The organism is Actinomycetospora chiangmaiensis DSM 45062, assembly GCF_000379625.1.
GTDB lineage: Bacteria > Actinomycetota > Actinomycetes > Mycobacteriales > Pseudonocardiaceae > Actinomycetospora > Actinomycetospora chiangmaiensis.
Genome location: NZ_KB903229.1, coordinates 390,229 through 414,055 on the forward strand (window position 1 = coordinate 390,229; position 23,827 = coordinate 414,055).

Annotated in this window: 19 protein-coding genes; 12 read left to right on the forward strand and 7 right to left on the reverse strand. The window is 73.3% G+C overall.

What is annotated here, in order from left to right; all coding sequences use genetic code 11:
• Window positions 1–78: 78 nt before the first annotated feature.
• Window positions 79–2,610 (reverse strand): ATP-dependent Clp protease ATP-binding subunit, encoded by a 2,532-nt coding sequence (locus A3CO_RS0115345; RefSeq protein ID WP_018333134.1) that lies wholly within the window; start codon window positions 2,608–2,610, stop codon window positions 79–81.
• Between the two features lie 228 nt (window positions 2,611–2,838).
• Here A3CO_RS0115345 and A3CO_RS0115350 point away from each other — a divergent pair, with 228 nt between their 5' ends.
• Window positions 2,839–3,858: an NADP-dependent oxidoreductase gene (locus tag A3CO_RS0115350; RefSeq protein ID WP_018333135.1), complete on the forward strand. Its 1,020-nt coding sequence runs from the start codon at window positions 2,839–2,841 to the stop codon at window positions 3,856–3,858.
• 96 nt (window positions 3,859–3,954) lie between these two features.
• Here the strand turns inward: A3CO_RS0115350 and A3CO_RS0115355 are convergent, their stop codons facing one another.
• From A3CO_RS0115355 to A3CO_RS0115375, 5 genes are all read right to left on the reverse strand, one after another.
• Window positions 3,955–5,178, reverse strand: coding sequence for a CynX/NimT family MFS transporter (locus A3CO_RS0115355; RefSeq protein ID WP_018333136.1), 1,224 nt, complete (start codon window positions 5,176–5,178; stop codon window positions 3,955–3,957).
• Between the two features lie 23 nt (window positions 5,179–5,201).
• Window positions 5,202–6,605, reverse strand: a complete 1,404-nt coding sequence (locus A3CO_RS0115360) for a hypothetical protein (protein ID WP_018333137.1) — start codon at window positions 6,603–6,605, stop codon at window positions 5,202–5,204.
• A gap of 259 nt (window positions 6,606–6,864) precedes the next feature.
• Complete coding sequence (locus A3CO_RS0115365; protein WP_018333138.1) at window positions 6,865–7,719, reverse strand: MaoC/PaaZ C-terminal domain-containing protein; 855 nt, start codon at window positions 7,717–7,719, stop codon at window positions 6,865–6,867.
• Window positions 7,720–7,721: 2 nt separating this feature from the next.
• Window positions 7,722–9,104 (reverse strand): 3-oxoacyl-ACP reductase, encoded by a 1,383-nt coding sequence (locus A3CO_RS0115370; RefSeq protein WP_018333139.1) that lies wholly within the window; start codon window positions 9,102–9,104, stop codon window positions 7,722–7,724.
• A 15-nt stretch (window positions 9,105–9,119) separates the two neighbouring features.
• Window positions 9,120–10,409: an acetyl-CoA C-acetyltransferase gene (locus A3CO_RS0115375; RefSeq protein ID WP_018333140.1), complete on the reverse strand. Its 1,290-nt coding sequence runs from the start codon at window positions 10,407–10,409 to the stop codon at window positions 9,120–9,122.
• A gap of 143 nt (window positions 10,410–10,552) precedes the next feature.
• Here A3CO_RS0115375 and A3CO_RS32480 point away from each other — a divergent pair, with 143 nt between their 5' ends.
• The 3 genes from A3CO_RS32480 (at window position 10,553) to A3CO_RS32485 (ending at window position 13,969) form a co-directional block, all read left to right on the forward strand.
• Window positions 10,553–11,233 carry a TetR family transcriptional regulator gene (locus A3CO_RS32480; protein WP_018333141.1) on the forward strand — a complete coding sequence of 227 codons (681 nt, stop codon included), beginning with the start codon at window positions 10,553–10,555 and terminating at the stop codon, window positions 11,231–11,233.
• A 94-nt stretch (window positions 11,234–11,327) separates the two neighbouring features.
• On the forward strand, window positions 11,328–13,361 hold the full coding sequence (locus A3CO_RS0115385; protein WP_018333142.1) for an acyl-CoA dehydrogenase family protein: 2,034 nt from the start codon (window positions 11,328–11,330) through the stop codon (window positions 13,359–13,361).
• Between the two features lie 140 nt (window positions 13,362–13,501).
• Window positions 13,502–13,969: a DUF4190 domain-containing protein gene (locus A3CO_RS32485; protein WP_018333143.1), complete on the forward strand. Its 468-nt coding sequence runs from the start codon at window positions 13,502–13,504 to the stop codon at window positions 13,967–13,969.
• Between the two features lie 234 nt (window positions 13,970–14,203).
• Here the strand turns inward: A3CO_RS32485 and A3CO_RS32490 are convergent, their stop codons facing one another.
• Window positions 14,204–15,424 (reverse strand): phosphodiester glycosidase family protein, encoded by a 1,221-nt coding sequence (locus A3CO_RS32490; RefSeq protein WP_084681903.1) that lies wholly within the window; start codon window positions 15,422–15,424, stop codon window positions 14,204–14,206.
• Between the two features lie 184 nt (window positions 15,425–15,608).
• On the opposite strand from A3CO_RS32490, the gene A3CO_RS32495 reads away from it, so the two are divergent.
• The 8 genes from A3CO_RS32495 to A3CO_RS0115435 all read left to right on the forward strand — a co-directional run bounded on the left by A3CO_RS32495 (window position 15,609) and on the right by A3CO_RS0115435 (window position 23,731).
• Window positions 15,609–16,688: a TerC family protein gene (locus tag A3CO_RS32495; RefSeq protein WP_018333145.1), complete on the forward strand. Its 1,080-nt coding sequence runs from the start codon at window positions 15,609–15,611 to the stop codon at window positions 16,686–16,688.
• A gap of 110 nt (window positions 16,689–16,798) precedes the next feature.
• Window positions 16,799–17,281, forward strand: coding sequence for a DUF309 domain-containing protein (locus tag A3CO_RS32500; protein WP_033414415.1), 483 nt, complete (start codon window positions 16,799–16,801; stop codon window positions 17,279–17,281).
• Between the two features lie 70 nt (window positions 17,282–17,351).
• Complete coding sequence (locus A3CO_RS0115410; RefSeq protein WP_018333147.1) at window positions 17,352–17,891, forward strand: type 1 glutamine amidotransferase domain-containing protein; 540 nt, start codon at window positions 17,352–17,354, stop codon at window positions 17,889–17,891.
• Between the two features lie 49 nt (window positions 17,892–17,940).
• Window positions 17,941–19,278: a lyase family protein gene (locus A3CO_RS0115415; protein ID WP_018333148.1), complete on the forward strand. Its 1,338-nt coding sequence runs from the start codon at window positions 17,941–17,943 to the stop codon at window positions 19,276–19,278.
• Complete coding sequence (pcaC, locus tag A3CO_RS0115420; RefSeq protein ID WP_018333149.1) at window positions 19,275–19,655, forward strand: 4-carboxymuconolactone decarboxylase; 381 nt, start codon at window positions 19,275–19,277, stop codon at window positions 19,653–19,655. The genes A3CO_RS0115415 and pcaC overlap by 4 nt, the downstream gene beginning before the upstream one ends.
• A gap of 90 nt (window positions 19,656–19,745) precedes the next feature.
• Window positions 19,746–20,387 carry a hypothetical protein gene (locus A3CO_RS0115425; protein ID WP_157647593.1) on the forward strand — a complete coding sequence of 214 codons (642 nt, stop codon included), beginning with the start codon at window positions 19,746–19,748 and terminating at the stop codon, window positions 20,385–20,387.
• A gap of 150 nt (window positions 20,388–20,537) precedes the next feature.
• Window positions 20,538–22,484 carry an MFS transporter gene (locus A3CO_RS0115430; protein ID WP_157647619.1) on the forward strand — a complete coding sequence of 649 codons (1,947 nt, stop codon included), beginning with the start codon at window positions 20,538–20,540 and terminating at the stop codon, window positions 22,482–22,484.
• 140 nt (window positions 22,485–22,624) lie between these two features.
• Complete coding sequence (locus A3CO_RS0115435; RefSeq protein ID WP_018333152.1) at window positions 22,625–23,731, forward strand: DUF1275 family protein; 1,107 nt, start codon at window positions 22,625–22,627, stop codon at window positions 23,729–23,731.
• Window positions 23,732–23,827 lie beyond the last annotated feature (96 nt).

Consider the following 23,827-nt stretch of genomic DNA (forward strand, 5'->3'; position numbering starts at 1 on the left):
CCCGGTGTGCCCCGGAAGATCACGGAACGCACGAAGGGGCCCTCCGGACGGAGGGCCCCTTCGTGGGTCGTGGATCGATCAGCTCGCGAGCGACGACTGGTCGACCGTGAAGGTCAACGCGTCGTCGACCACGTCGACGCGCACCCGGTCACCCGCCGAGAGCTCGTCCCCGAGCAGCATCGACGACAGCCGGTTGCCGACCTCGCGCTGGATCGTGCGCCGCAGCGGCCGGGCCCCGAACTCGGGCTGGTACCCGTGGTCGGAGAGCCAGTCGACGGCCGCGGTGGAGAACTCGACGGCGATGTCGAGCGCCTCCAGCCGCTCCCGCGTCTCGGTGAGCAGCAGGTCGGTGATGGTCCGCAGCTGGGCGGCGTCGAGCCGCTTGAAGACGATCACCTCGTCGATCCGGTTGAGGAACTCCGGCCGGAACGACTCCCGCAGCCGCGGCATGAGCCGCTCCTGCAGGGACTGGTCCGGGTTCACGCCCGTGGGCGCGAAGCCGAGGGCCTGCGTGTTGGTGGTGATGAGTTCCGAGCCCACGTTGCTGGTCATGATCAGCACCGTGTTGCGGAAGTCGACCGTCCGGCCCTGCGAGTCGGTCAGCCGCCCGTCGTCGAGCACCTGGAGCAGCGTGTTGAAGACGTCGGGGTGGGCCTTCTCCATCTCGTCGAGCAGGACCACCGAGTACGGGCGACGACGGATCTCCTCCGTCAGTTGCCCGGCCTCGCCGTAGCCGACGTACCCGGGGGGCGAACCCACCAGGCGCGACACGGTGTGCCGCTCGGAGAACTCGCTCATGTCGACGCGGACCATCCGGTCCTCGTCGCCGAACATGGCCGCCGCCAGGGTCTTGGCCAGCTCGGTCTTGCCGACGCCGGTGGGGCCGAGGAACAGGAAGCTGCCGATCGGCCGGTCGGGGTCGCCCAGGCCGGCGCGCGAGCGGCGGACCGCCTCGGCGACGGCGCGCACGGCGTCGTCCTGGCCGACGACCCGCTCGTGGAGCTGGGCCTCCAGCCCGAGCAGCCGCGACCGCTCGGTCTCGGTCAGCTGCGCGACCGGGATGCCGGTCGAGCGGGAGACCACCTCGGCGATGTCGTCGACGTCGACGGTGAGCACACCGTCCCGGCCGGACGTCCGCTCCTGACGGGCCTCCTCGAGGGCCTGCGCGGCCCGGGCGACCTCGTCGCGCAGGGCGCCCGCCCGCTCGTAATCCTCGTCGGCGACGGCCTGGTCCTTGTCGCGCTGCAGCGACTCGAGCCGCCGCTCCAGCTCGCGGGTGTCGGTGTGCGGGCCCTTGGACCGCAGCCGCTTCCGCGCGCCGGCCTGGTCGACGAGGTCGATCGCCTTGTCGGGCAGGAACCGGTCGGTGACGTAGCGCTCGGACAGCTCGGCGGCCGCCGTCAGCGCCTCGTCGGTGAAGCGGACCTGGTGGTGCGCCTCGTAACGGTCCCGCAGCCCGTGCAGGATCGCGACGGTGTCCGCGACGCTGGGCTCGGGGACCATCACCGGCTGGAACCGGCGCTCGAGCGCGGCGTCCTTCTCGATGGACTGCCGGTACTCGTCGAGCGTCGTGGCACCGACGATGTGGAGCTCGCCGCGGGCCAGGGCCGGCTTGAGGATGTTGCCGGCGTCCATGCCGCCACCCTCGCCGGAGCCGCCGGCCCCGACCATGGTGTGGAGTTCGTCGATGAAGACGATCAACGTCTCGGAGTGCTCGCGGATCTCGGCGACGAGCTTCGTCATCCGCTCCTCGAAGTCACCGCGGTAGCGGGTGCCCGCCACCATGCCGGTGAGGTCGAGCTGGACGATCCGCTTGCCCTCGAGCTGCTCGGGGACGTCGCCCGCGACGATGCGCTGGGCGATCCCCTCGACGACGGCGGTCTTGCCGACGCCGGCCTCGCCGATCAGCACGGGGTTGTTCTTGGTGCGCCGGGAGAGGACCTCGAGGGTCTGGTCGACCTCGTCCTCGCGGCCGATGACCGGGTCCAGCTCGCCCGCCCGCGCCTTCGCGGTCAGGTCGACGCCGAACTGGTCGATGGTGGGGGTGTCGGAGTCACCCTGCCCGCCGCCACCCTGGGCGGCCGGACGGCCACCGGTGGACGCGCTGCGCTGCAGCGACTGCGGGTCGACGCCGCGGGACTGCAGCGCCTTGCCGGTCGGCGAGTCGGGGTTCGCGGCGAGCGCGAGCACGATGTGCTCCGGCCCGATGTAGCTGGCGCCGAGCGCCCGCGAGATCTGGTGGGCGTCGAGCAGCGTGCGCTTCGCCGTCGGGGTGAGGGCCGGCGGCTGGCCGGTGGCCTCGCCGCGCGGGAGCTGGCCGTCGGCGAACCGGGCGAGCTCCTCGGTGTCGACCCCGGTCCCGGCGATCAGGGCGCGCAACGGCGCGACCTGGAGCCCGGCCAGCAGGAGGTGCCACGCGTCGAGGTCGGTGTTGCCACGCTCGGCGGCCTGGGCCGCCGCGGTGCCGACGAGGCCGCGGGCCTGCTCGGTCATGAGGGCCGTGATGTCGATGCGCTGGGCGCCCCGCGGCGAGTTGCCGCCGAGGAAGCGCGCCAGGAAGTCGTCGAACTGGCCGGACCCGGGGCCGCCGGGACCGAATGCGCTGGTCATGCGTACCTTTCCTGGAGGGTCCTGCCGCCTGTGACCGGTGGTCTGCGGCGGCTGTCGTTCCCGTCAGCAACGCGGGGGACCGTTTCATTCCTGAGTCGATGCGACTCAGGTCTCGGTCCGTTCCCGACGACGGGTTGAGCGGCTCCGGATCAACCTCTCGCGTGCGATGAGGTGTTCCCGATCGCGGGCGCATGACACACGGCCGTCATGGGGGGTAACCGTCGAGGCATGACGACCGCACACGAGGTCCACCTGGCCCGCCGACCCCACGGCTTCCCCTCGCCCGACGACTTCGCGCTGGTCGAGCGCGAGCTGCCCGCGCCCGGCGCCGGCGAGGTCGAGATCGCCAACCGGTACTTCTCGGTCGACCCCTATATGCGGGGCCGGATGAACGACGTGCCCTCGTACGTGCCCCCGTTCCGGCTGAACCAGCCGATGGACGGCCGCTCGGTCGGCGAGGTGACGGCCGTGGGTGACGACGTCACCGACGTCGCCGTCGGGGACCTGGTCCTCGGCAACCTCGCCTGGCGCGACCGCGGGATCGCCAAGGCGCGGCACCTGCAGCAGGTCCCGGACGTCGACGGGGTCGACGCCAAGGCCTACCTCGGCGTCCTGGGCGCGCCCGGCCTCACCGCGTGGGTCGGCCTGCTCGACCACGCCGCGTTCCGGGCCGGCGACGCCGTCTTCGTCTCCGGCGCGGCCGGGGCCGTCGGCAGCCTCGTCGGGCAGATCGCGAAGCAGAAGGGCGCGTCGCGGGTGATCGGCAGCGCCGGCTCGGCCGCGAAGGTGTCGTGGCTGACCGACGAGCTGGGCTTCGACGCCGCGTTCAACTACAAGGACGCCCCCGTGCGCGAGCAGCTCGGGAAGGCCGCGCCCGAGGGCATCGACGTCTACTTCGACAACGTGGGCGCCGACCACCTCGAGGCGGCGATCGCCGTGGCCAACGACTACGCGCGCATCGCGGCGTGCGGCGCCATCGCGCACTACAACGACACCGACGGCGACGCGACGCCCGGGCCGGACAACCTCTTCCAGATCGTCAAGAAGCGGCTGTCGATCCAGGGCTTCATCGTGTCGGACTCCCTCGACCGCTTCCCGGCGTTCCTCGAGGAGGTCACGCCGTGGGTGGCCGACGGACGCGTGCGGTTCGCCGAGAGCGTCACCGAGGGGATCGACCACGCGGTCGACGCGTTCCTCGGCCTCCTGCGCGGCGAGAACACGGGTAAGGCGCTGGTCAAGGTCAGCTGATCGGTTCGTCCACCGGCAGCGGTGCGTTCACCGGAGATCGATGCGCATCGCCGACGGTGGGAGGTGCCGCCGCCCGGACGGGGCACCGACTCGTGCTCACCCGGCGTGAGCCACCTGCTCCGCGGCCGCCACGCCCACGTGGCGGTCACGGGCGGCGCCCGCCCCGGCGATCGCGAGCGGGACCAGCAGCACGAGCAGGGTGATCACCGGCCAGGTCCAGCCGCCGGTCGCGTCCCGGATCGCGCCGAGCACGAACGGACCGGCGGCCGCGACCACGTAGCCGACGCCCTGCGCCATCCCCGACAGCTCCGAGGTGTGCGCGGCGTCGGGGGAGCGCAGGGTGATCAGCGTCAGTCCGAGGGAGATGCCGACACCCTGGCCGAGTCCGATGATCACCATCCACAGCGGCGCCGAGCCGTCGGGAGCGAGCAGCAGGCCGAGGTAGCCGACCACCCACAGCCCGACCAGCGCCGCGACGAGATGGAACTGGGTCGGGCGGCGGGTGGCGAACACCGGGGTGAACGCCGACGTCACCAGCGAGGCCAGACCGGTGAGCGACAGCAGCAGTCCCGCCTCGGCCGGGGTGCGTCCCCGCTCGACGAACAGTGTCGGGGCCCAGGCGGTGAACGAGTAGAACTGCAGGGACTGCAGCCCCATCAGCAACGTCACCTGCCAGGCCAGCGCTGAGTTCCACAGCCCCCGCACGGGGGCGGCGGGTGCGGTGGGCGGCGCCGCGGCGGCCTCCCGTCGGGCGCGCAGCACCCACGGCGACCACAGCAGGAGAGCGAGCCCGGCCCCGGTCGCCCACAGTGCGAGGGCCGGGCGCCAGCCGAGCCCGGTCGCCTGCTCGATCGGGACCATGACGGCGGCCGAGAGCGCGCCACCCGCGGAGATCATCGTCGAGTAGGCACCGGTCATCGCGCCGGTGCGGTGGGGGAAGTCCCGCTTCACCACGACCGGCATCAGCGTGTTGCCGATCGCGATCGCGACCCCGGCGAGCAGGCTCCCCGCCAGCAGCGCCCCGAGCGAGGGGGCGAGCCGGACGAGGATGCCCGCCGTCAGGACGACCAGCGCCGCGAGCAGCGTGGTCTCCAGCCCGATCCGCCGGGCGAGCCGCCCCGCCACCGGCGCGAGGAGGCCGAAGCAGAGCACCGGCAGCGTCGTGACGAGCCCGGCGACGGCGCTGGAGATGCCGAGGTCGGTGCGGATCTGCGCGACCAGGGGCGACACCGCCACCACTGCCGGGCGCAGGTTCAGCGCGATGAGCAGCACGGCGACGACGAGCAGGGCGGTCCGGAGTCGGGACGTCGGCGTCGACACCCCGACATCCTTCCATCAGGCAACTACCTGTGCTGGCGCTTCCCCGTGCCGGTGCCCGTGTGCTTCGTCCCCGTGTGCTGGGTCGAGGGCGGGGCGCCGACGGTGTCGGCGACCGCGCGCAGGTCGAACGACAGGAAGTCGCGGCTCGAGGTCTGCAGGTAGTGCTGGGCGCCGACCTGCTCGCCGGGGAAGAGCTGGAACGCGTCGGGCTGCGGGTTGCCGGTCGGGTGGAAGTAGGCGCCCGAGACCCACGCCGGGTTGATGTCCAGCTCCATCCCGCGCACCGCGCCCGCGCTGCGCAGGATCTCGCCAAGCGTGCACACCGACAGCGCCGGGCCGCCGACGTAGACCTCCGCGCCCGTCGCCGTGACCCCGAACGCGGACCGGTTGATGTAGGCGGCCTGGCCGACGGTCGAGCCCCATTCTGCGGTCCCGCCCGTGGCGCAGGTCGGGTTCACGACGCCGTGGTCGACGAGCGGCACGAGGTTCTGGCGGACCGCCATGACGTCCGGCGACATCGACACCTCGCTGCCCCAGGCCCCGACGTCGGTGGTGCCGTTCCGGTGGACGACGAGGCTTGCCGCGCCCGGCACGAGCGGGCGGGCCTCCTTGCCGTCGAGGTACCAGCCGCCGTGGCTGTCGCCCTGCAGCCGGAAACCGGCCGAGAACGCGGCGACCACGGTGCGCTGCTCGTTCGCGTCGATCGAGGACGGGACGGACCAGGTGCCGCCCGGGTCCTCGGAACCGGGGTGCAGCACCCCGCGGACCAGCGTCGGGTCCATCCACAGCACGCCGACGGTGAAAGACGTGTGCTGCGCGTCGGGCCGCACCGACGCGACCCGCACCGCGTCGCCGTGGGGGGTGGACACCACCGTCTGCCACTGCCCCTCCCCGGGCAGCGGGGGGAGTCCGGCCGGGGCGGGCAGCGCGGGCGGGGCCGGGCTGCCGCCGGGGCGGTCGGCGACCACCCCGTTCGCGTGCGGGATGCCCCCGGCCGGCATGCCGCCGGTCGGCGGCTGGTCGAGCTGGTACTGCGCCGACTCCAGCCACGTCACGACCGGCCCGAGCCCGTGGTCGCGGCCCCACTCGGCGAGCCGGGCCGCGACGGTGTCCGAGCCCGGCCGGGTGAGCGCGTGCACGAGCGACGGTGCCGCGATCGCGGCGAGGAGCACGAGCACCACGACGATCGCCGCCAGTGTCCGCCGCAGCCACCGGCGCCTCGGCAGCAACCGGAACCGCCGCTTCCCGACGGCGGGTGCGGTCGACTCGGGCGACTCCGTCCCGGTGCCGTCGTGCTCGTCGCCCTCGGCGGGGCGGCCGGTCTCGACGGTCGCGTCGTCGGCGGGCGGCCCGTCGTCGGGACGCTCGAACCGATCGGTGGGTCCGGTCCCGGCGGGGTCGAGAGCGGACGGGGAGTGCGGGGCCACGACCCGACATCGTGCTCGGGCGCTGCGGCGTCACCGTGAAGCAGGGTGGCCTGGGTGACACGTGTCGCGCACAACACGATGGTGATGTCCCGGCTCGTGCCCTTACGTCCTGTTCTGACGCGCGATCGGTCGGGAGACGCGACGTGACGGATGCCTGGTGTGAATCTCGCGAACGGCTGACGGCATCCCGACATGCGTGAGGGGAACCCTCGAGCCGATAGAGCGCTCGAGGGTTCCCCTCACGCGGGACGGAGCCGACCTACGCCGGGCGCACCGTCAGGAGCAGGTGGTCCTTGCCCTTCGACGAGCGCAGGGCGGCGTCCCAGCCGTCCTGGGTGGCGGCCGTGTAGAGGAACGCCTTCGACGGGATGCGCAGCGGCGACCGGAAGACCGCGTCGACCGTGACGGCCTCGTCCGTGCGACCGGCGAGCGCCGCGAGCACGCGGGCCTTGGACCACATGCCGTGCGCGATGGTGCCCGGCATGCCGAACGCCTTCGCGGCGAGCCCGTTGACGTGGATCGGGTTCACGTCGCCGGACACCGCGGCGTAGCGACGGCCGATGTCGCCCGGCACCGTCCACACCGCGTGCGGCCGGTCCCCGACGCGCGGGTCGGGCTCCGGCGGGGCGGCCTCCGAGGCATCCTCCGCGGTCGCGCCGCGCACGAAGTAGGTCGAGCGCGAGTGCCAGACGGCGTCCTCGTCGGGCAGGCCCACGGTCGAGACCAGGTCGACCTGCGCGCCCTTCGGGTGCGCGACGAGCCGCTCGGCGTGCACCCGCACCACCAGGGGCTCGCCGACGGTCAGCGGCCGGTGCTGGGTGATGACGTTGCGCAGGTGCACCATGCCCGGGGCGGGCAACGGGAACTCGCGGTCGGTCATCAGCCGCATCTGCAGCGGGAACGCCAGCATGTGCGGGTAGGTGATCGGCAGCTCGCCGCCCACCCGGAACCCGCAGACGTGCGCGTAGTTCGCCACGGCCTCGGCGTCGATCGCGACGTTGACCAGCTCCAGCGTCCGGTCGGGCAGGGTGTCCCCGCCCGACCGCGCCGTCAGCAGCGCCCGGCCGTACAGCGCACCGAGGGCGGGCGCGCTGTCGAGGGTCTCGGTGGGCATGCTCAGGCCCCCAGGTAGTTCTGGCCGTCGACGCGCAGCACCTGGCCGTTGATCGCGTACGAGGCGCCCTGGGCGAACCAGGCGATCGTCTCGGCGACGTCGACCGGGAGCCCGCCCTGGGTGAGCGAGGAGAGCCGGCGGCCGGCCTCGCGGGTCCCGACGGGCATCGCCGCGGTCATGGCGGTCTCGATGAACCCGGGCGCGACGGCGTTGATGGTCGCGTCCTTGTCCGCGAGCAGCGGGGCCGTGGCCTCGACCAGACCGATGACGCCGGCCTTCGACGCGCCGTACGACGTCTGGCCGCGGTTGCCCGCGATGCCGGCCATCGACGACACCGTGACGATGCGCCCGCCGCGGTGGAAGCCGTCGTCGTCGCCCGAGGCGAGCAGCACGTCGTTGATCGCGAGCTGCGCGTTCAGGTTCACGTCGATGACCGAGTTCCAGCGGTCGGTGTCCTGGTTCGCGAGCAGCTTGTCGCGGGTGATGCCCGCGTTGTGCACGACGATGTCGACCCCGCCGTGACGGCGGCAGTGCTCCAGGATGGCCTCGCCCGCGCCGGCACCGGTGATGTCGAGCTGCAGCGCCGTGCCGCCGACGTCGTTCGCGGTGTGCGCGAGGGCGTCGCCCGCGGCCGGGATGTCGACGGCCACCACGGTGGCGCCGTCGCGGGCCAGGGTCTGCGCCACCGTGCGGCCGATACCGCGCGCCGCGCCGGTGACGACGGCGACCTTGCCGGTGATCGGGTGGTCCCAGTCCGTGCCGGCCGACGAGCCGGCGTAGCCGGGCACCGTGCCGACGTCGAGGCGCTGACCGTCGACGAACGCCGAGCGGGAGGAGAGGAAGAAGCGCAGCGTCGACTCGATGTCGTTCTCCGCGCCGTCGGCGACGTGCACCAGGTTCACGGTCGCGCCGTAGCGCGCCTCCTTGGCCGCCGAGCGGACCAGGCCCTCGAGCGAGCGGCGGGCGGCGCGGACGGCGGGCCGCTCGGCCTGGGCCGGGACGTCGCCGATGACGAGGATGCGCCCCGACGGGCCCACCCGGCGCATCACCGGGGTGAGGAACTGCTGGATCGCCGCGAGGTCGCGCGGGCTCGACAGCCCGGTCGCGTCGACGATCGCCGCGGCGACCTTCGAGCTCGACGAGCCGCCGCCGATCGGGGCGGCCGGGTCCTCGTGGACCTCGACGCCCGCGTCGGCCAGCACGGCCCGGACGATCTTGGCGACGCGCCCGTCGGCGGTCGCGGTGCCCAGGAGCGCGGCGCCGGAGAGCAGCGGCTGGCCGGGCTCCCAGCGACGCAGCTTCGGCACCGGGGGCAGGCCGACGTTGCCGGCGACGGCCCGGCCGAAGCCCGAGTTGACGAAGTCGGAGTACCAGTCGTGCGACATGTCCGTATCCCTTTCTCAGGCCTCGAGGATGGCGACGACGCCCTGGCCACCGGCGGCGCAGATGGAGATGAGCCCGCGGCCCCCGCCGTTCTCGTGGAGGATCTTGGCGAGCGTCGGCACGATGCGGGCGCCGGTCGCGGCGAACGGGTGCCCCGCGGCCAGCGACGAGCCGTGGACGTTGAGCTTCTCGCGGTCGATCGAGCCGAGCGGCGCGTCGAGGCCCAGGCGCTCCTTGCAGAACTGCGGGCTCTCCCAGGCGGCGAGCGTGGCGAGCACGGTGGAGGCGAACGCCTCGTGGATCTCGTAGAAGTCGAAGTCCTGCAGCGTGAGCCCGTTGCGCTCGAGCATCCGGGGGACGGCGTAGGCGGGCGCCATGAGCAGGCCCTCGTCGCCGTGCACGTAGTCCACGGCGGCGGTCTCGGCGTCGACGATGTGCGCGAGGACGGGCAGGCCGCGCTCGGCGGCCCACTCGTCGGAGGCGAGTAGCACGGTGGCGGCGCCGTCGGTCAGCGGCGTCGAGTTGCCCGCCGTCATCGTCGCCTCGGTCTTGTCGCCGCCGGCCGGGAAGAACACCGGCTTGAGCTTGCCGAGCTTCTCCGCGGTGGAGTCGGCGCGGAGGTTGTTGTCCTTCGTGAGGCCGAGGAACGGCGTCATGAGGTCGTCGAAGAACCCGGCGTCGTAGGCCTTGGCGAGGTTCTGGTGCGACCGGGCGGTGAGCTCGTCCTGTGCGGTGCGCTCGATGCCCCAGTGGGCGGCGGTGATGGCGGCGTGCTCGCCCATCGCCATGCCGGTCCGCGGCTCGCGGTTGGCCGGGATCTCGGGGACGAGCTGGCCCGGGCGCAACCCGGCGAGGGCCTTGACGATGCCGGCCGTCGACTTCGCGCGGTTGGCCTCGAGGAGGACCTCGCGCAGATCGTCGTTCACCGCGATCGGGGCGTCGGAGGTGGTGTCGACACCGCCGGCGATGCCGACCTCGAGCTGTCCGAGGGCGATCTTGTTGGCGATGAGGATCGCGGCCTCGAGGCCGGTGCCGCACGCCTGCTGCACGTCGTAGGTCGGCGTGGCGGCGGACAGGCGGGAGCCGAGGACGGCCTCGCGGGTGAGGTTGAAGTCGCGGCTGTGCTTCAGCACCGCCCCGGCGACGACCTCGCCCATCCGCTCCTCGGTCAGCCCGAAGCGGGCGACGAGACCGTCGAGCGCCGCGGTGAGCATGTCCTGGTTGGAGGCGCGGGCGTAGGCGCCGTTCGAGCGGGCGAACGGGATGCGGTTGGCGCCGACGACCGCCGCGCGACGGGGGCTGGCCATGGGTTCCTCCAGGGAGGTCTGGTCTTGGTTACTCAAAAGTAGCAGGTACCGTGGGTGCCGTGAGTCGTCGTTCGCATCGTCATGAGGACGAGGGGTCGGGCCGTTCGGGACGGTCCCGGCGCAGCCCCTCGCCGGAAGGCGCTGTGACCGACGGCGCATCGGAGCAGGACACTGCCCCGCCGCCCCGTCGGGACAAACGTTCCAGCCGGTGGGACGAGCACCGACGCGCCCGGCGGCAGGAACTCACGCTCGCGACGATCGTCGCGATCCGGCAGTTCGGGCCCGACGTCGGGATGAGCCAGGTCGCGGCGCAGGCACGGACCTCGAAGACGGTGGTCTACCGCCACTTCGCCGACAAGTTCGACCTGTACCAGGCCGTGTGCGAGCGGGTCGGTGCCGTGATCGTGGCGCAGGTCGCCGAGGCGATGCGCACCGCCGGTCCGCCCCAGCACATCCTGCGGCAGGGGATCGACGCCTACTTCGCGCTGATCGAGGGCGACCCCGACATCTACCGCTACGTGATGCGCCCGCCGGGGTCCGACCGCACCGCCACGGCGGCCGAGGGTGACTTCGTGGGCGACCTGACGTCGTTCATCGGCGACCACGTCGGCGAGATCATCACCACCGAACTGCACCGCCAGGGTCGGGACCCGGCGCCCGCGGCCACGTGGGGCCACGCCGTCGTCGGGATGGCCCGCTCGGTGGGCGACCACTGGCTCACGTCCCGTCCGGAGGTCCCACGCGAGGTCATCACCGACGAGGTCGCCGACCTCGCGTGGGGCGGCCTGGCCCACACGGTGAACTCCTCGGCCGCGTCCGCCTGACGAGTGACGCAGGCCACACCAGGAAGCGGGTACTCCCGGTACGCGGTACAACCGTGGTTACCGACCAGTAACAAGCTCTGAGGAGGCCTTCCCGATGGCCGCTCCGCTCTCCGTCCCCCCGTCGACGTCCGACGTGTCGCCCGCCGTGGTCGACGCCGTGCGGCACTCGCTCGACGGTCGCTGGGCCTGGCTGCGCGACGAGATCCGCGGCCGTGAGGACTTCGCCGACCTGCACGTCGAACCCGGGACCGACGCCGAGACCCACCGGCAGCGCGTCTGGGAGATGCTCGGGCAGCTCGCCGCCGACGGCCACGCCGTGCACGGGTTCCCCACCGCGGTGGGTGGCCGCGGCGACATCGGCGGCTCGGTCGTGTCCTTCGAGATGCTCGCGTTCGCGGACCTGTCGCTGCAGGTCAAGAGCGGCGTGCAGTGGGGTCTGTTCGGCGGTGCCATCCAGGCCCTCGGCAGCCCCGAGCAGCAGGCGCGCTACCTGCCGTCGGTGATGGACCTGTCGCTGCCCGGCTGCTTCGGGATGACCGAGACCGGCCACGGGTCCGACGTGCAGTCGGTGCACACCACCGCCACGTACGACCCGGCCACCGAGGAGTTCGTGGTCGACACGCCGACCGAGTCGGCGAAGAAGGACTACATCGGCAACGCCGCGCGCGACGGCCGCATGGCGGCGGTGTTCGTCCAGCTCTGGTCCGCCCCCACCGGCGAGGCCCCGGTACGGCACGGCGTGCACGCCGTCCTCGTCCCGCTGCGCGACGAGGAGGGCAACGTCCTGCCCGGCGTCGAGATCACCGACGACGGCCACAAGGAGGGCCTCAACGGCGTGGACAACGGGCGCCTGGCCTTCCACGGCGTCCGGGTGCCCCGCGAGAACCTCCTCGACCGCTACGGCTCCGTCAACGCCGACGGCACCTACTCGAGCTCGATCGAGAGCGAGAACCGCCGCTTCTTCACGATGCTCGGCGCGCTGGTCCGCGGCCGCATCAGCGTCTCCGGCTCGGCCGTCGGCGCCGCGCAGCTCGCCCTGACCATCGCGATCCGCTACGCCGAGGCCCGCCGGCAGTTCGCGGCCCCGGGCGGCGACGGCGAGATCGTGATCCTCGACTACCTCGCCCACCAGCGGAAGCTGTTCCCGCTGCTGGCCCGCACCTACGCCCTGCGGTTCGCCCAGAACGAGCTCGTCGAGATGCTCCACGACATCCAGACCGAGCGGGAAGCCGGCGGCTCGGTCGACGAGAACCGTCAGCGCGAGCTCGAGTCGCGGGCCGCGGGCATCAAGGCGCTGTCCACCTGGAACGCCACCGAGGTCATCCAGGTCTGCCGCGAGGCGTGCGGGGGGCAGGGTTACCTCTCGGAGAACCGGCTCGGCACGCTGCGCGCGGACACCGACGTGTTCACCACGTTCGAGGGCGACAACACGGTCCTGCTGCAGCTCGTCGCCAAGGGCCTGATCTCGGGCTACGCCGACGACTTCGGCAACCTCGACACCCTCGGCACCATCCGCTTCGTCGCCGACCAGGTGCTCGACACCGTCGCCGAGCGCACCTCGCTGCACCAGCTCGCCGAGCGGCTGCGCGGCGCGGCGACCGGCGGGGACGACGAGGAGCTCCTCGACTCGTCGTGGCAGATCAAGCTGCTCGACGACCGCGAGCAGCACACCCTCGACGGGCTGGTCCGCCGGCTGCGGCCGGCGCGCGGCAAGGGCGTCACGCCGGACAAGGCGTTCGCCATCTTTAACCGCGCCCAGGACCACCTGCTGCACTCCGCCCGGTCGCACCTCGACGGGCTCGTCCTCGACGCGTTCAACCGGGCGTGCGAGGCCCAGACCGACCCGACGGCCCGGCAGCTGATGCGGTCGGTGTGCGACCTCTACGCGCTGAGCGTCGTCGAGCAGGACAAGGGCTGGTTCCTCGAGCACGGCCGGATCTCCGCCGGGCGGTCCAAGGCCGTGACCTCCGAGATCAACAAGCTGTGCCACACCCTGCGGCCCCACGCGCGGGCGCTCGTCGACGGGTTCGGCATCCCGGAGAGCTGGATCGACGCGCCCATCGCGACCGGCGCGGAGAACCGTCGGCAGGACGAGGCCATCGCGCACACGGCGTCGCTCGGGGCGTGAGCCCGCGGGGAGTCGCCGCACCACCCCGGACGATCCGGACCGGTGGGTGGTGGCTCCCTCGACGGCGCGGATGGCGGTGTGAATCCGGACGCGGCGGGTAGAAGGTGGGCAACCGGCTCCGACCCGAGAGGACACCCGACGTGACCGAGCCCTACCCGCAACAGGGCCAGTGGGACACCGGCACCGCCACCCCGCCGCCGAAGCCGCGCAACGGCATGGGCGCGGCAGCGCTGGTGTTCGGCATCCTGGGCCTGCTGACCTGCTGGTGGCTGCCGGTCATCGGCTTCCTGTTCGGGCTGCTCGCCGTCATCTTCGGCGTCATCGGCCGCGGGCGGGTCCGCAAGCAGCAGGCGACCAACGGCGGCGTCGCGCTCACCGGCCTGCTGCTCGGCCTCCTGTCCGTGATCGTCAACATCATCCTGATGGTCGTCGTCGGTGTCGGGCTCTTCGCCTTCTTCCAGTCGGGCGGCGGCAACACGCTCGGGCAGTTCCAGCAGTGCATCTCCCAGGCGCAGTCCCAGCCGAACCCGGCGGCGGTCCAGCAGGCCGCCCAGCAGTGCGCCGACCAGTTCAACCAGCAGCTGCCGAACCTCGGCGGCGGGCAGTAATCCCGGTTCACGACGACGGGCCCCGGCACCTGATGGTGCCGGGGCCCGCTGCGTCCGTGGGGTGTCCGAGCCGGGCGATGAGCCGCCTCGCGGCGCGTGGCACACCAGGGCTTCAGCCGAACGATCGTCCCTGGCGGCTCTTATTATTGAGACCCGGGGGCACATGGCGCCCGGCCCGGACACCCGATCCAACCACGCCCCGCGGCCCGATGTTCCCGCCCCGGACGGATAATCTCAGCCGGCGGGGACCACCGCGAGACCGTCGGCCACCGCCCGCAGCGGCTTCGCGGACGGGACGTTCACGACGGCGAGCGGTCCCCCGACCGGGCGACGGACCATCTGCGTCGACCCGCCGCCGTCGAGCGCGACGGCCTGCGGGATGCCGAGGTCGGTGACCAGCCGCCCGAGCTCGGCGAGCGTGGCGCCCACGCTGGCCTCCTGGCGGCCGTCCACGGCGATCAGCCACAACGTGCGGCCGTCGCCGGAGAGGCCGACCGCCGTGCGCGGCGCCCGCTCGGTGGTCTGCAGTCCCGGCCAGGGCGCGCCGTCGCGGACGAGGGCGAGCGCCCCCAGTGCGGTGCGCAGCGGCGGGGTGTCGGGTGCGACGGCGGTCCAGCGGCTGTCGACCGGGTCGCCGGGACGCAGGGCCCGCAGCGACGCCGCGGCCGCGTCCCGGGCGACCAGGGCGACCTCGTCGGCGGGCACCGCGGTGGTGCCGACCGCGCCGACGGCCACCGCCTTCCCCGCCCGGACCCGCACCTCGACCGCCTCCCCGGCGCAGGGTGCCTTCACGTCGGTGTCCGAGCCGCAGACGGTGCGCGCGCGGGTCGTGCCGCCCCAGGCCGGGGTGAAGGCCGCGATCCCGCCGACCGGGACGGCGTAGAGGTTGAGGCCGGCCAGGGGGAGTTCCCGGCCGCCGAACCGCACCGAGCCGGAGAACAGCACGCGCCCAATCCGCCCGACCCCCTGGGTGTCGATACCGATCACCGTGTCGGGGCTGGACCCCGGCGGGCCCGGCGGGGCCGGGCGTCGTCCGAGGGGCACCGCGGACTTGACCAGGGCCTCGTTCTCGTACTCGACCCCCACCGACGCCCCCGTGCCGCCCTCGTCGAAGAAGTTCCCGTTGACGCCGCCGATGGCGCCGGCCCGCGCCGCGAGGTCCGGCACCGTGCCGACCGCGCTCACGACGGCGGGTCGCAGCAGCCGCATCGCGACGCGTCGGTTCGCGAGGTCGACCCGGATCAGGTGGCCGCGCACGCGGCCCGCGGCGGCCGTCGTCGTGAACTCGCGGTACTCGGTGCCGACGACGTCGCCGCCGCGCGGGGCGAGGAGCGCGTCGAGGATCCGGCCGGGCGGGGGAGGGGCGGGCGACGGCGGGGGTGGGGCGGCGAGCGCGGCCGGCGCGAGCACGACCCCTGCCGCCAGTACCGCCAGACCGACCCGACCAGCCGTCATGACCCTCCCACCACCGTTCCGGAGCGGCAGCGTCGCCCGTGTGGGTCTGACGGAGGTGCGACGACGCGTGCGGGCCGGGAGAGTTCGCCGGGACGGGTGGCGTGGGCGGGCTCACCGGGTAAAGGGAACTCAAAGACTTCCCCTGGCGTTGGACGGGGAGTTCATCAGCTGGAGGAGGCTGGACGTGACCGTCCCGTTCTGGGTCTGGGCCGCGACGATCGGCGGCATCGTCGTCCTCGTGGGCGTCGACATCTGGCACGCGCGGTCGCCGCACGAGGTCGGCTTCCGCGAGGCCACCCTGTGGTCGGTCATCTACATCGCGGTGGCCCTCGCGTTCGGCGCCGGCCTCTGGGTCGTCATGGGCGCCCAGTCGGGCGTCGAGTACCTGTCCGGCTGGCTGGTCGAGAAGAGCCTGTCGGTCGACAACCTGTTCATCTTCGCGGTGATCCTCGCGCAGTTCGCGGTGCCGAAGCGCCACCAGCAGAAGGTGCTCCTCTGGGGCGTCGTCGGCGCGCTCGTGATGCGCGCGATCTTCATCCTCATCGGCGCCGCGGTGATCAACGCGGTCAGCTTCGCGTTCGTCGTCTTCGGGGCGTTCCTGCTCTACACCGCCTACGGCCTCGTCCGCTCGCACGGCGACGAGCCGAAGGACATGAGCGACAACGTCGCCGTGCGCCTGACCCGCAGGCTCGTGACCGTCCACGAGGAGGACACGAAGCCGGGCGACGAGCACGACGGCCGGCTCTGGCGCACGGTCGGCGGGCGGCTCGGGGTCACCCCGCTGTTCATCACCGTCGCGGTGATCCTCTCGGTGGATCTGGTCTTCGCGCTCGACTCGATCCCCGCGATCTTCGGCATCACCCAGAACGCGTACATCGTGTTCACGGCCAACGCGTTCGCGCTGCTCGGCCTGCGCGCCCTGTACTTCCTGCTGGTGGGGCTGCTCGAGCGCCTGGTGCACCTCTCGTACGGCCTGGCGTTCATCCTCGCCTTCATCGGCGTGAAGCTGGTCCTGCACTGGCTGCACGTCGACGTCGACGCGGCCATCCCGGAGGTGCCGACCTGGCTGTCTCTGACGGTGATCCTGGTGACCCTGACGGTCGTGACCATCACCAGCCTCCACGCGACGCGCGGGCTGCCGCCGAAGGCCGACGTCGACGCCACGTCGGCCGGCCCGGACGGCTCGACGGCCGCCACGAACGGGACCGATACGCACCACGACGCGACGACGGAGGAGCCGACCGACACCTCGCAGCGTCGCTGACCACTCGCCGGCACCCCACGAACGGGCCGTCCGTCACGATCGACCGTGACGGGCGGCCCGTTCGTCCGTCCGCCACCTCCCGGCAGCGCCGTCCGTGTCACCGTGGTCGGGTGACCCCACGTGCCGGACGAGACCGTGACGAGGCGGGACGAGCGCGCAACGCCCGCCCCCGCGACGCCGCCGGCCGGCCGCTCCCGCCGGGTGCGCCGGGCGTCGAGCGGGTGGACGAGGACGTCGTGCTGCCGCCCGACGAGGCGTTGCGCGAGGCCCAGCGCCTGCTCGACGGCGGGTTCCCCTTCCACGCCCACGAGGTGCTGGAGGGGGCGTGGAAGTCCGGGGCCGACGACGAGCGCGCGTTCTGGCAGGGCCTGGCCCAGCTCGCGGTGGGTCTCACGCACGCCCAGCGCGGCAACCGGCGGGGTGCGGTGTCGCTGCTGCGCCGCGGCGCGGAGAACCTCGGCGCCGGGGCGTCGGTGGCGGGCCGCCACAGTGTGGACGCCGAGGGCGTCGTCGCGTGGGCGCAGACCCGCGCGGACGCCGTCGAGGCGGGCGGGGAGCTCGCGACGGGGAGCCCGCCGCGCCTGGTGCGGTGACCCGTTTCGCGCGCGGTCGGTCGTGGGCAACCCGTCGTCGGGAAAGACGATCTTCGATGGAGGAGCCCGAATGGCGAACGAACTCTCCGGCAAGCGCGTCGCGATCCTCGCGGCGAGCGGCGTCGAGCAGGTCGAACTGGAGCAGCCCCGCAAGGCCGCCGACGACGCGGGCGCGACGACCACCCTGATCTCGGTCGACACCGGTGAGATCCAGGCCATGAACGGCGACATCAACCCCGCCGACACCTTCGCGGTCGACGCGGCCATCGCCGACGTGTCGGCCGACGACTTCGACGCGCTGATCCTGCCGGGCGGCACGTGCAACCCGGACACGCTGCGCCAGAACGCCGACGTCATTGCCTTCGTGCAGGCCTTCGCGGGCGCGGGCAAGCCGATCGCCGCGATCTGCCACGCGCCGTGGACCCTCGTGGAGGCCGACCTCGTGCGCGGCAAGCGCCTCACCTCGTTCCCGAGCGTGCGCACGGACATCCGCAACGCCGGCGGCACCGTCGTCGACGAGCAGGTCGTGGTGGACCAGGGCCTGATCACCAGCCGCAACCCCGACGACCTCGACGCGTTCTGCGCGACGCTGGTCAAGGAATTCGCCTGAGCGGACGTGGGGTCGCGGGCCGGGGCGCCACGCGCGGCATGATGCCCGCGTGACCGCTCCGGGCCTGTTCGACGAGATCCTCGCGCGGGGGGCCGTCCGCGCCGCGGTCGCCGACGACGCTTGGCTCGCCGCGCTGCTGGAGACGGAGGCCGCGCTCGCGGCCGCGTCCGCCGACGCCGGGCTGATCGATCCCCCGGTCGCCGAGACCGTCGGTCGCGCGTGCCGGCCGGGACGGGTGGACGCCGCGGCGGTCGCGACCCAGGCGGCGGCGTCCGGGAACCCGGTGGTCCCGCTGGTGGCCGCCCTGCGCGCGGCACTGCGGGCCGACGGCGAGGACGAGGCGGCGGCCGCGGTGCACCGCGGGGCCACGAGCCAGGACGTCATGGACACGGCCTCGATGCTGGTCGCCGCGCGGGCGGTCGCGGTCGTGACAGCGGACCTCACCGCGGCGGCCGACGCCGCGGCGGCGCTCGCCGAGCGGCACCGCGACACCCCGGCCGCCGGCCGGACCCTCCTGCAGCAGGCCGCGCCGGTCACCGTCGGTCTCCGGGCCGCGGGGTGGGCCGCCGGTCTCGACGGCGCGGTCGCCGCGCTCCGCACGTGGCGCCCCGCGGTGCAGCTCGGCGGGGCGGTCGGGACGCTCGCGGCGTTCGCCGGCGACGGGCGGGCGGTGCGGGCGGCGTTCGCCCGCCGCCTCGGGCTCGACGAGCCGGTGCTCGCGTGGCACACCGAACGCGGGCGGGTCGCCGAGCTCGCCGGTGTCCTGGGTCGGGCGGGCGCGGCGGTCGGGTCGGTGGCGACCGACCTCGTCCTGCTGGCCCAGACCGAGGTCGCCGAGGTCCGCGAGGACGTGCCGGGCCGCGGCGGCTCCTCGACGCTGCCGCACAAGCGCAACCCGGTGGGCGCGGTGTCCGCCCGGGCGGCCGCCGTGGGGGTGCCGGGGCTGGTGGCCGCGGTGCTCACGGCCGCGTCGGGACACGAGTACGAGCGCGCCGCCGGGCCCTGGCACGCGGAGTGGGCGCCGCTGCGCGAGCTGCTCCGGACGGCCGGGTCCGGCTCGGCCTGGCTCGCCGACGCCCTGACCCACCTCGTGGTGGACCCGGCCGCGGTCCGCGCCTCGCTCGACACCACCGGCGGACTCCTGCTCGCCGAGAACGTCACGACGGTGCTGCGGGGCCGGGTCGCGGACCCGAAGACGCTGGTCACGGATGCGGCCTCGACCTCCCTCGACACCGGCCGCCCCTTCGCCGAGGTGCTCGCCGAGGCCCTGGACGGCAGCGACGTCACCCCGGCGGAGATCGACGCCGCCCTCGACCCGGCGGCCCACGTGGGCGAGTCGACGGCCCTCGTCGACGCCTTCCTCGCGTCACGGACGGAGTACCGATGAGCAGTGACCTCGATCCCGCCGGCCTCGCCACCCGCCGTGAGGTGCTCGGCGACGAGCACGTCGACCGGGCCATCGCGAACACCGACGAGACCACGGCGGAGTTCCAGGCGTTCATCACCCGGTACGCCTGGGACGGCATCTGGAACCGGCCCGGCCTGGACCGGCGGCAGCGCAGCATCGTCACGCTCTCGGTCCTGGCCGCCCTCCACCACGACGGCGAGCTCGGGATGCACGTGCGCGCGGCCCTGCGCAACGGGCTGACGCGGGAGGAGATCCGCGAGGTGCTGCTGCAGGTCGGGGTCTACGCGGGCGTCCCCGCGGCCAACCGGGCGTTCGGGGTGGCCCAGAAGGTGCTGGCGGAGATCCCGGAGGACTGACCGGCGTCCGCGGGTGGTGCTCCCGGCGCGGGACCCCGGGGGTGCCCGATACCGTGGGCGCCTGGCGGTGGTGCGGTCGAGGGGACGAGGGTGCGGGGACGATGCGGTCGGGCGGCGGCAGCCGTCGCCCTGGTGGTGCTCGCGGCGGCCTGTTCCTCGGCGCCGCAACTCGCGACGCCGCCCATCCCCACCTTCCCCGGTCCCGGTGCCGCCGCGCCCACCAGCGCGCCGCCGTCGCGCTCGACGCTCGTGCCCACCGACTGCAACCAGATCCTGTCCAAGGACCAGTTGCCGAACCTGCTCGGTCTCCCGTTGGGCACCGTCGACGTCCGGGCGCTGCGCGACGTCCCCGCCCCCTCGGTGGGCCGCCTCGAGCGCGTCACCTGCACCTACACCTCCACCGGCGGGCCCGGGGCCGCGCCGCAGGGGTCGCAGGTCCTCAAGCTGCTCACCAGCGGCTACAACTCGCCCGAGGCGGCGCTGGCGCAGGTCGAGGTGAACAACCAGGTGCTGCAGAGCCAGGGCGTCACCGGGGTGGACACCCCCATCGGTGCGGCCCGCGGCACGTTCTTCTCCGACCCCGACGGCCCGATCCTCGTCGTCGCCTACCGGCAGGTGACGGTGAGCCTCACGCTCACCCGCGGCGGCAGCCTGTCCGCCGACCAGCAGCGGTCGCTGCTCGCCGACCTCGCGCAGCGGGTTCTCCCCGTCCTGGTCCCCGCCGGCTCCTGACCGCACCCCGACGAGGCGTCGTCCCGGCCGCACGCGGGTACAGTCTGTTTGCATAGGCTAACGACAGGGGGTTGCGGCGTGTCGACCGATCGCTACAAGTGGGTGGCGCTGTCCAACACCACCCTCGGCGTGCTGATCGTGACGATCAACATGTCGATCCTGCTCATCGCGCTGCCCGACATCTTCCGCGGCATCGACATCGACCCGCTGGCGCCCGCGAACATCAGCTACCTGCTGTGGCTGATCATGGGCTACCTCGTGGTGACCGCGGTCCTCGTCGTCAGCTTCGGGCGCATCGGCGACATGTACGGCCGCGCCCGGATGTACAACCTCGGCTTCGCGGTCTTCACGGTCTTCTCGATCCTGCTCGCCGTCACCTGGATGACCGGCGACGCCGGGGCCCTCTGGCTGATCGTGATGCGGGTGCTGCAGGGCATCGGCGGGGCGCTGCTGCTGGCCAACTCCACGGCGATCCTCACCGACGCCTTCCCCACCCACCAGCGCGGGCTCGCGCTCGGCATCAACTCGATCGCCGCCATCGCCGGCTCCTTCATGGGCCTGATCATCGGCGGTGTCCTCGCGCCGCTGTCCTGGCACCTCGTCTTCGTGGTCAGCGTCCCGATCGGCGTGGTCGGCACCGTCTGGGCCTACCTCAAGCTGCGCGACGTCGGGGAGCGGCACGCGGCGAAGATCGACTGGTGGGGCAACGTCACCTTCGCGGTCGGCCTCGTCGCGGTGCTGATGGGCATCACGTACGGCATCCAGCCCTACGGCGGGCACGTCATGGGCTGGACCTCCCCGACGGTGCTGACCTGCCTGATCGGCGGCGTGATCGTCCTCGCGGTCTTCGCGGTCATCGAGACCCGGGTCGCCGAGCCGATGTTCCACCTGTCGCTCTTCCGCATCCGGGCGTTCACCGCCGGGAACATCGCGAGCCTGCTCGCCGCCCTCGGCCGCGGCGGTCTGCAGTTCATCCTCATCATCTGGCTGCAGGGCATCTGGCTGCCCCAGCACGGCTACGACTACGAGTCGACCCCGCTCTGGGCCGGCATCTACATGGTCCCGCTGACCATCGGGTTCCTCGTCGCCGGACCGGTCTCGGGCATCCTGTCCGACCGCCACGGCGCCCGCGCCTACGCCACCGTCGGCATGCTGGGCGCGGCCCTGAGCTTCCTGCTGCTCAAGTTCCTGCCGGTCGACTTCTCCTACGTCGACTTCGCGATCATCCTCGCGGTGAACGGGCTGTCGATGGGCCTGTTCTCGTCGCCGAACCGGGCGGCGATCATGAACAGCGTCCCGCCCCGGCAGCGCGGCGCGGCCGCCGGCATGACCTCGACGTTCCAGAACGGCGCGACCGTGCTCTCCATCGGGATCTTCTTCTCGATGCTGATCCTCGGGCTCTCGAGGACGCTGCCGAGCGCCCTGCGCGACGGGCTCCTCGCGCACGGCGTGCCCGCCGACGCCGCCCAGCGGATCTCGGAGCTCCCACCGGTCTCCACGCTGTTCGCCGCGCTGCTCGGCTACAACCCGATGCAGACGCTGCTCGGCCCGCAGGTCCTCGCCCAGGTCGGCCCGCAGCAGGCCGGGTTCCTCACCGGGCGCTCGTTCTTCCCGCAGCTCATCTCGGGCCCGTTCGCCGACGGCCTGACCTTCGCCCTCGTCTTCGCCGCCCTGTGCTGCGTCGTCGCCGCCCTGGCCTCCTTGCTGCGCGGCGGGAAGTACGCCTACGTCGAGCCGGAGGAGCGCGCCGCGGACGGCGCCGACGAGCTCGACGGCGCCGCCGTCACCGAGAGCGTCCCCGTTCCCGACGACCGGTCGGTGCCGGTGAGCCCCGGGCGGGTGCTCCGGGGTCGGGTGACGGGCCCGGACGCCGCCCCGGCACCCGCCGTCGTGACCCTCGTCGACCACTCCGGGCGGCAGGCCGGCCGGGCCGTCGCGGACGGCCAGGGACGGTTCCGGATCGAGCCGCCGGCCTCGGGCGACTTCCTAGTGATCGCCACCCCGCAGGACGCGGCCCACCTCGCGGCCCCGCGGGCGACGCAGATCTCGGTGAACGGCGGTCCGGTGGACGTGGACCTGGTGCTCGACCGGCGCTGAGCGGCACGCCCACGGCGCTCCTCGGGGCCGTGGACGACCGCTCGGGATCGAGCGCCATCGCTTCGGTCGTGCACAACGCGATGACGCTCGTCACGGCGTGCCGCGCCCTAGAAGCGGCCCGTCCGGGGCATTGAGTCGGTATGACCGGTTTCGACCATCCGGAGCGACGGCCTGGGCTGCTCAGCGCGGTCACGATCGTGCTCACGGCCGCCGCGGGCGCGATCGACGTCGTCACGTTCTTCGCCTTCAACGAGGTCTTCGCCTCGACGATGACCGGCAACCTGGTCCTGCTGGGGCTCGGGGTCGGGCAGGGGGACTGGTACCAGGCCCTCGACAACGTCGTGGCGATCACGGGGTACTGCAGCGGCCTCGTCGTCGGGACCCTCGTGTGCGGGGTGGCGATGCGCCGACTGCCCTGGCGCAACGCCGTCGGGGTGGCGCTGACGGTGGAGTTCGCGCTGCTCGTCGCCGTCGGGGTGTTCTTCTACGCCGTCGACGACGAGGCGCTGGCCCAGCCCCGCGTCGTCGTCCTGGTCCTCGGGGCCGGCCTGGCGATGGGCATCCAGGCCGCGGCCATGCGCTACGTCGGCCCGGCCGGCACCCCGACCAGTTTCCTGTCGGGCACCGTCACGAACTGGGTGTCGAGCCTCGTCGAGCTCCACAGGCCGTTCCGCTGGAACTGGAACTCGCCGCTGCGCATTACGGTCATCGTGGTCGCGGCGGGCGGGAACGCCGTGGTCGCCCGGGAGATGCCGGACTTCGCGTTCGTCGTCCCCGTCGTGCTCGTGGCGGTGGCCATCGTGCTGATGGCGCTGGTGACCCGGGCCAACCACGGCGGGCTGGTCGCCGGCGAGCCGGAGTTCGCCCCCGACGCGCGGACCGAGGTGCCGGACGCGGCCGCCACCACGGAGGAGTGCCAGGACGCGGCCGCCACCATGGAGGAGCACCACGTGGTCGACAGGACGACCGCGGACGGCATCGGGCGGCTCACGGGCCGCGTCGTCGACGGGACGGGCGGGCCGAGCCCTGCCGCCGTCACCCTCGTCGACATGGCGGGCCAGCAGGTCGCCCGCGTGCACACCGAGCCCGACGGGACCTTCGACCTCCGCCCGCCCGAGGTGGGCGACTTCGTGCTGATCTGCACGCCCCACCGCACGGGCGGGGACACCGACCGACCCCGGGTCGTCGTCGTGACGGTGGCCGGTGAGTCGGTCGAGCACGACGTGGTGCTGGGCGCCCCGGCGTAGGGGGCTGCTCGCGCCTTGTCGCGGTCGGCCGCCGGGTTCTCCTGGACTTGTCGCAGTGACTCACAACGATAAGGCCGGCCGGGTCGGACGCGGGCC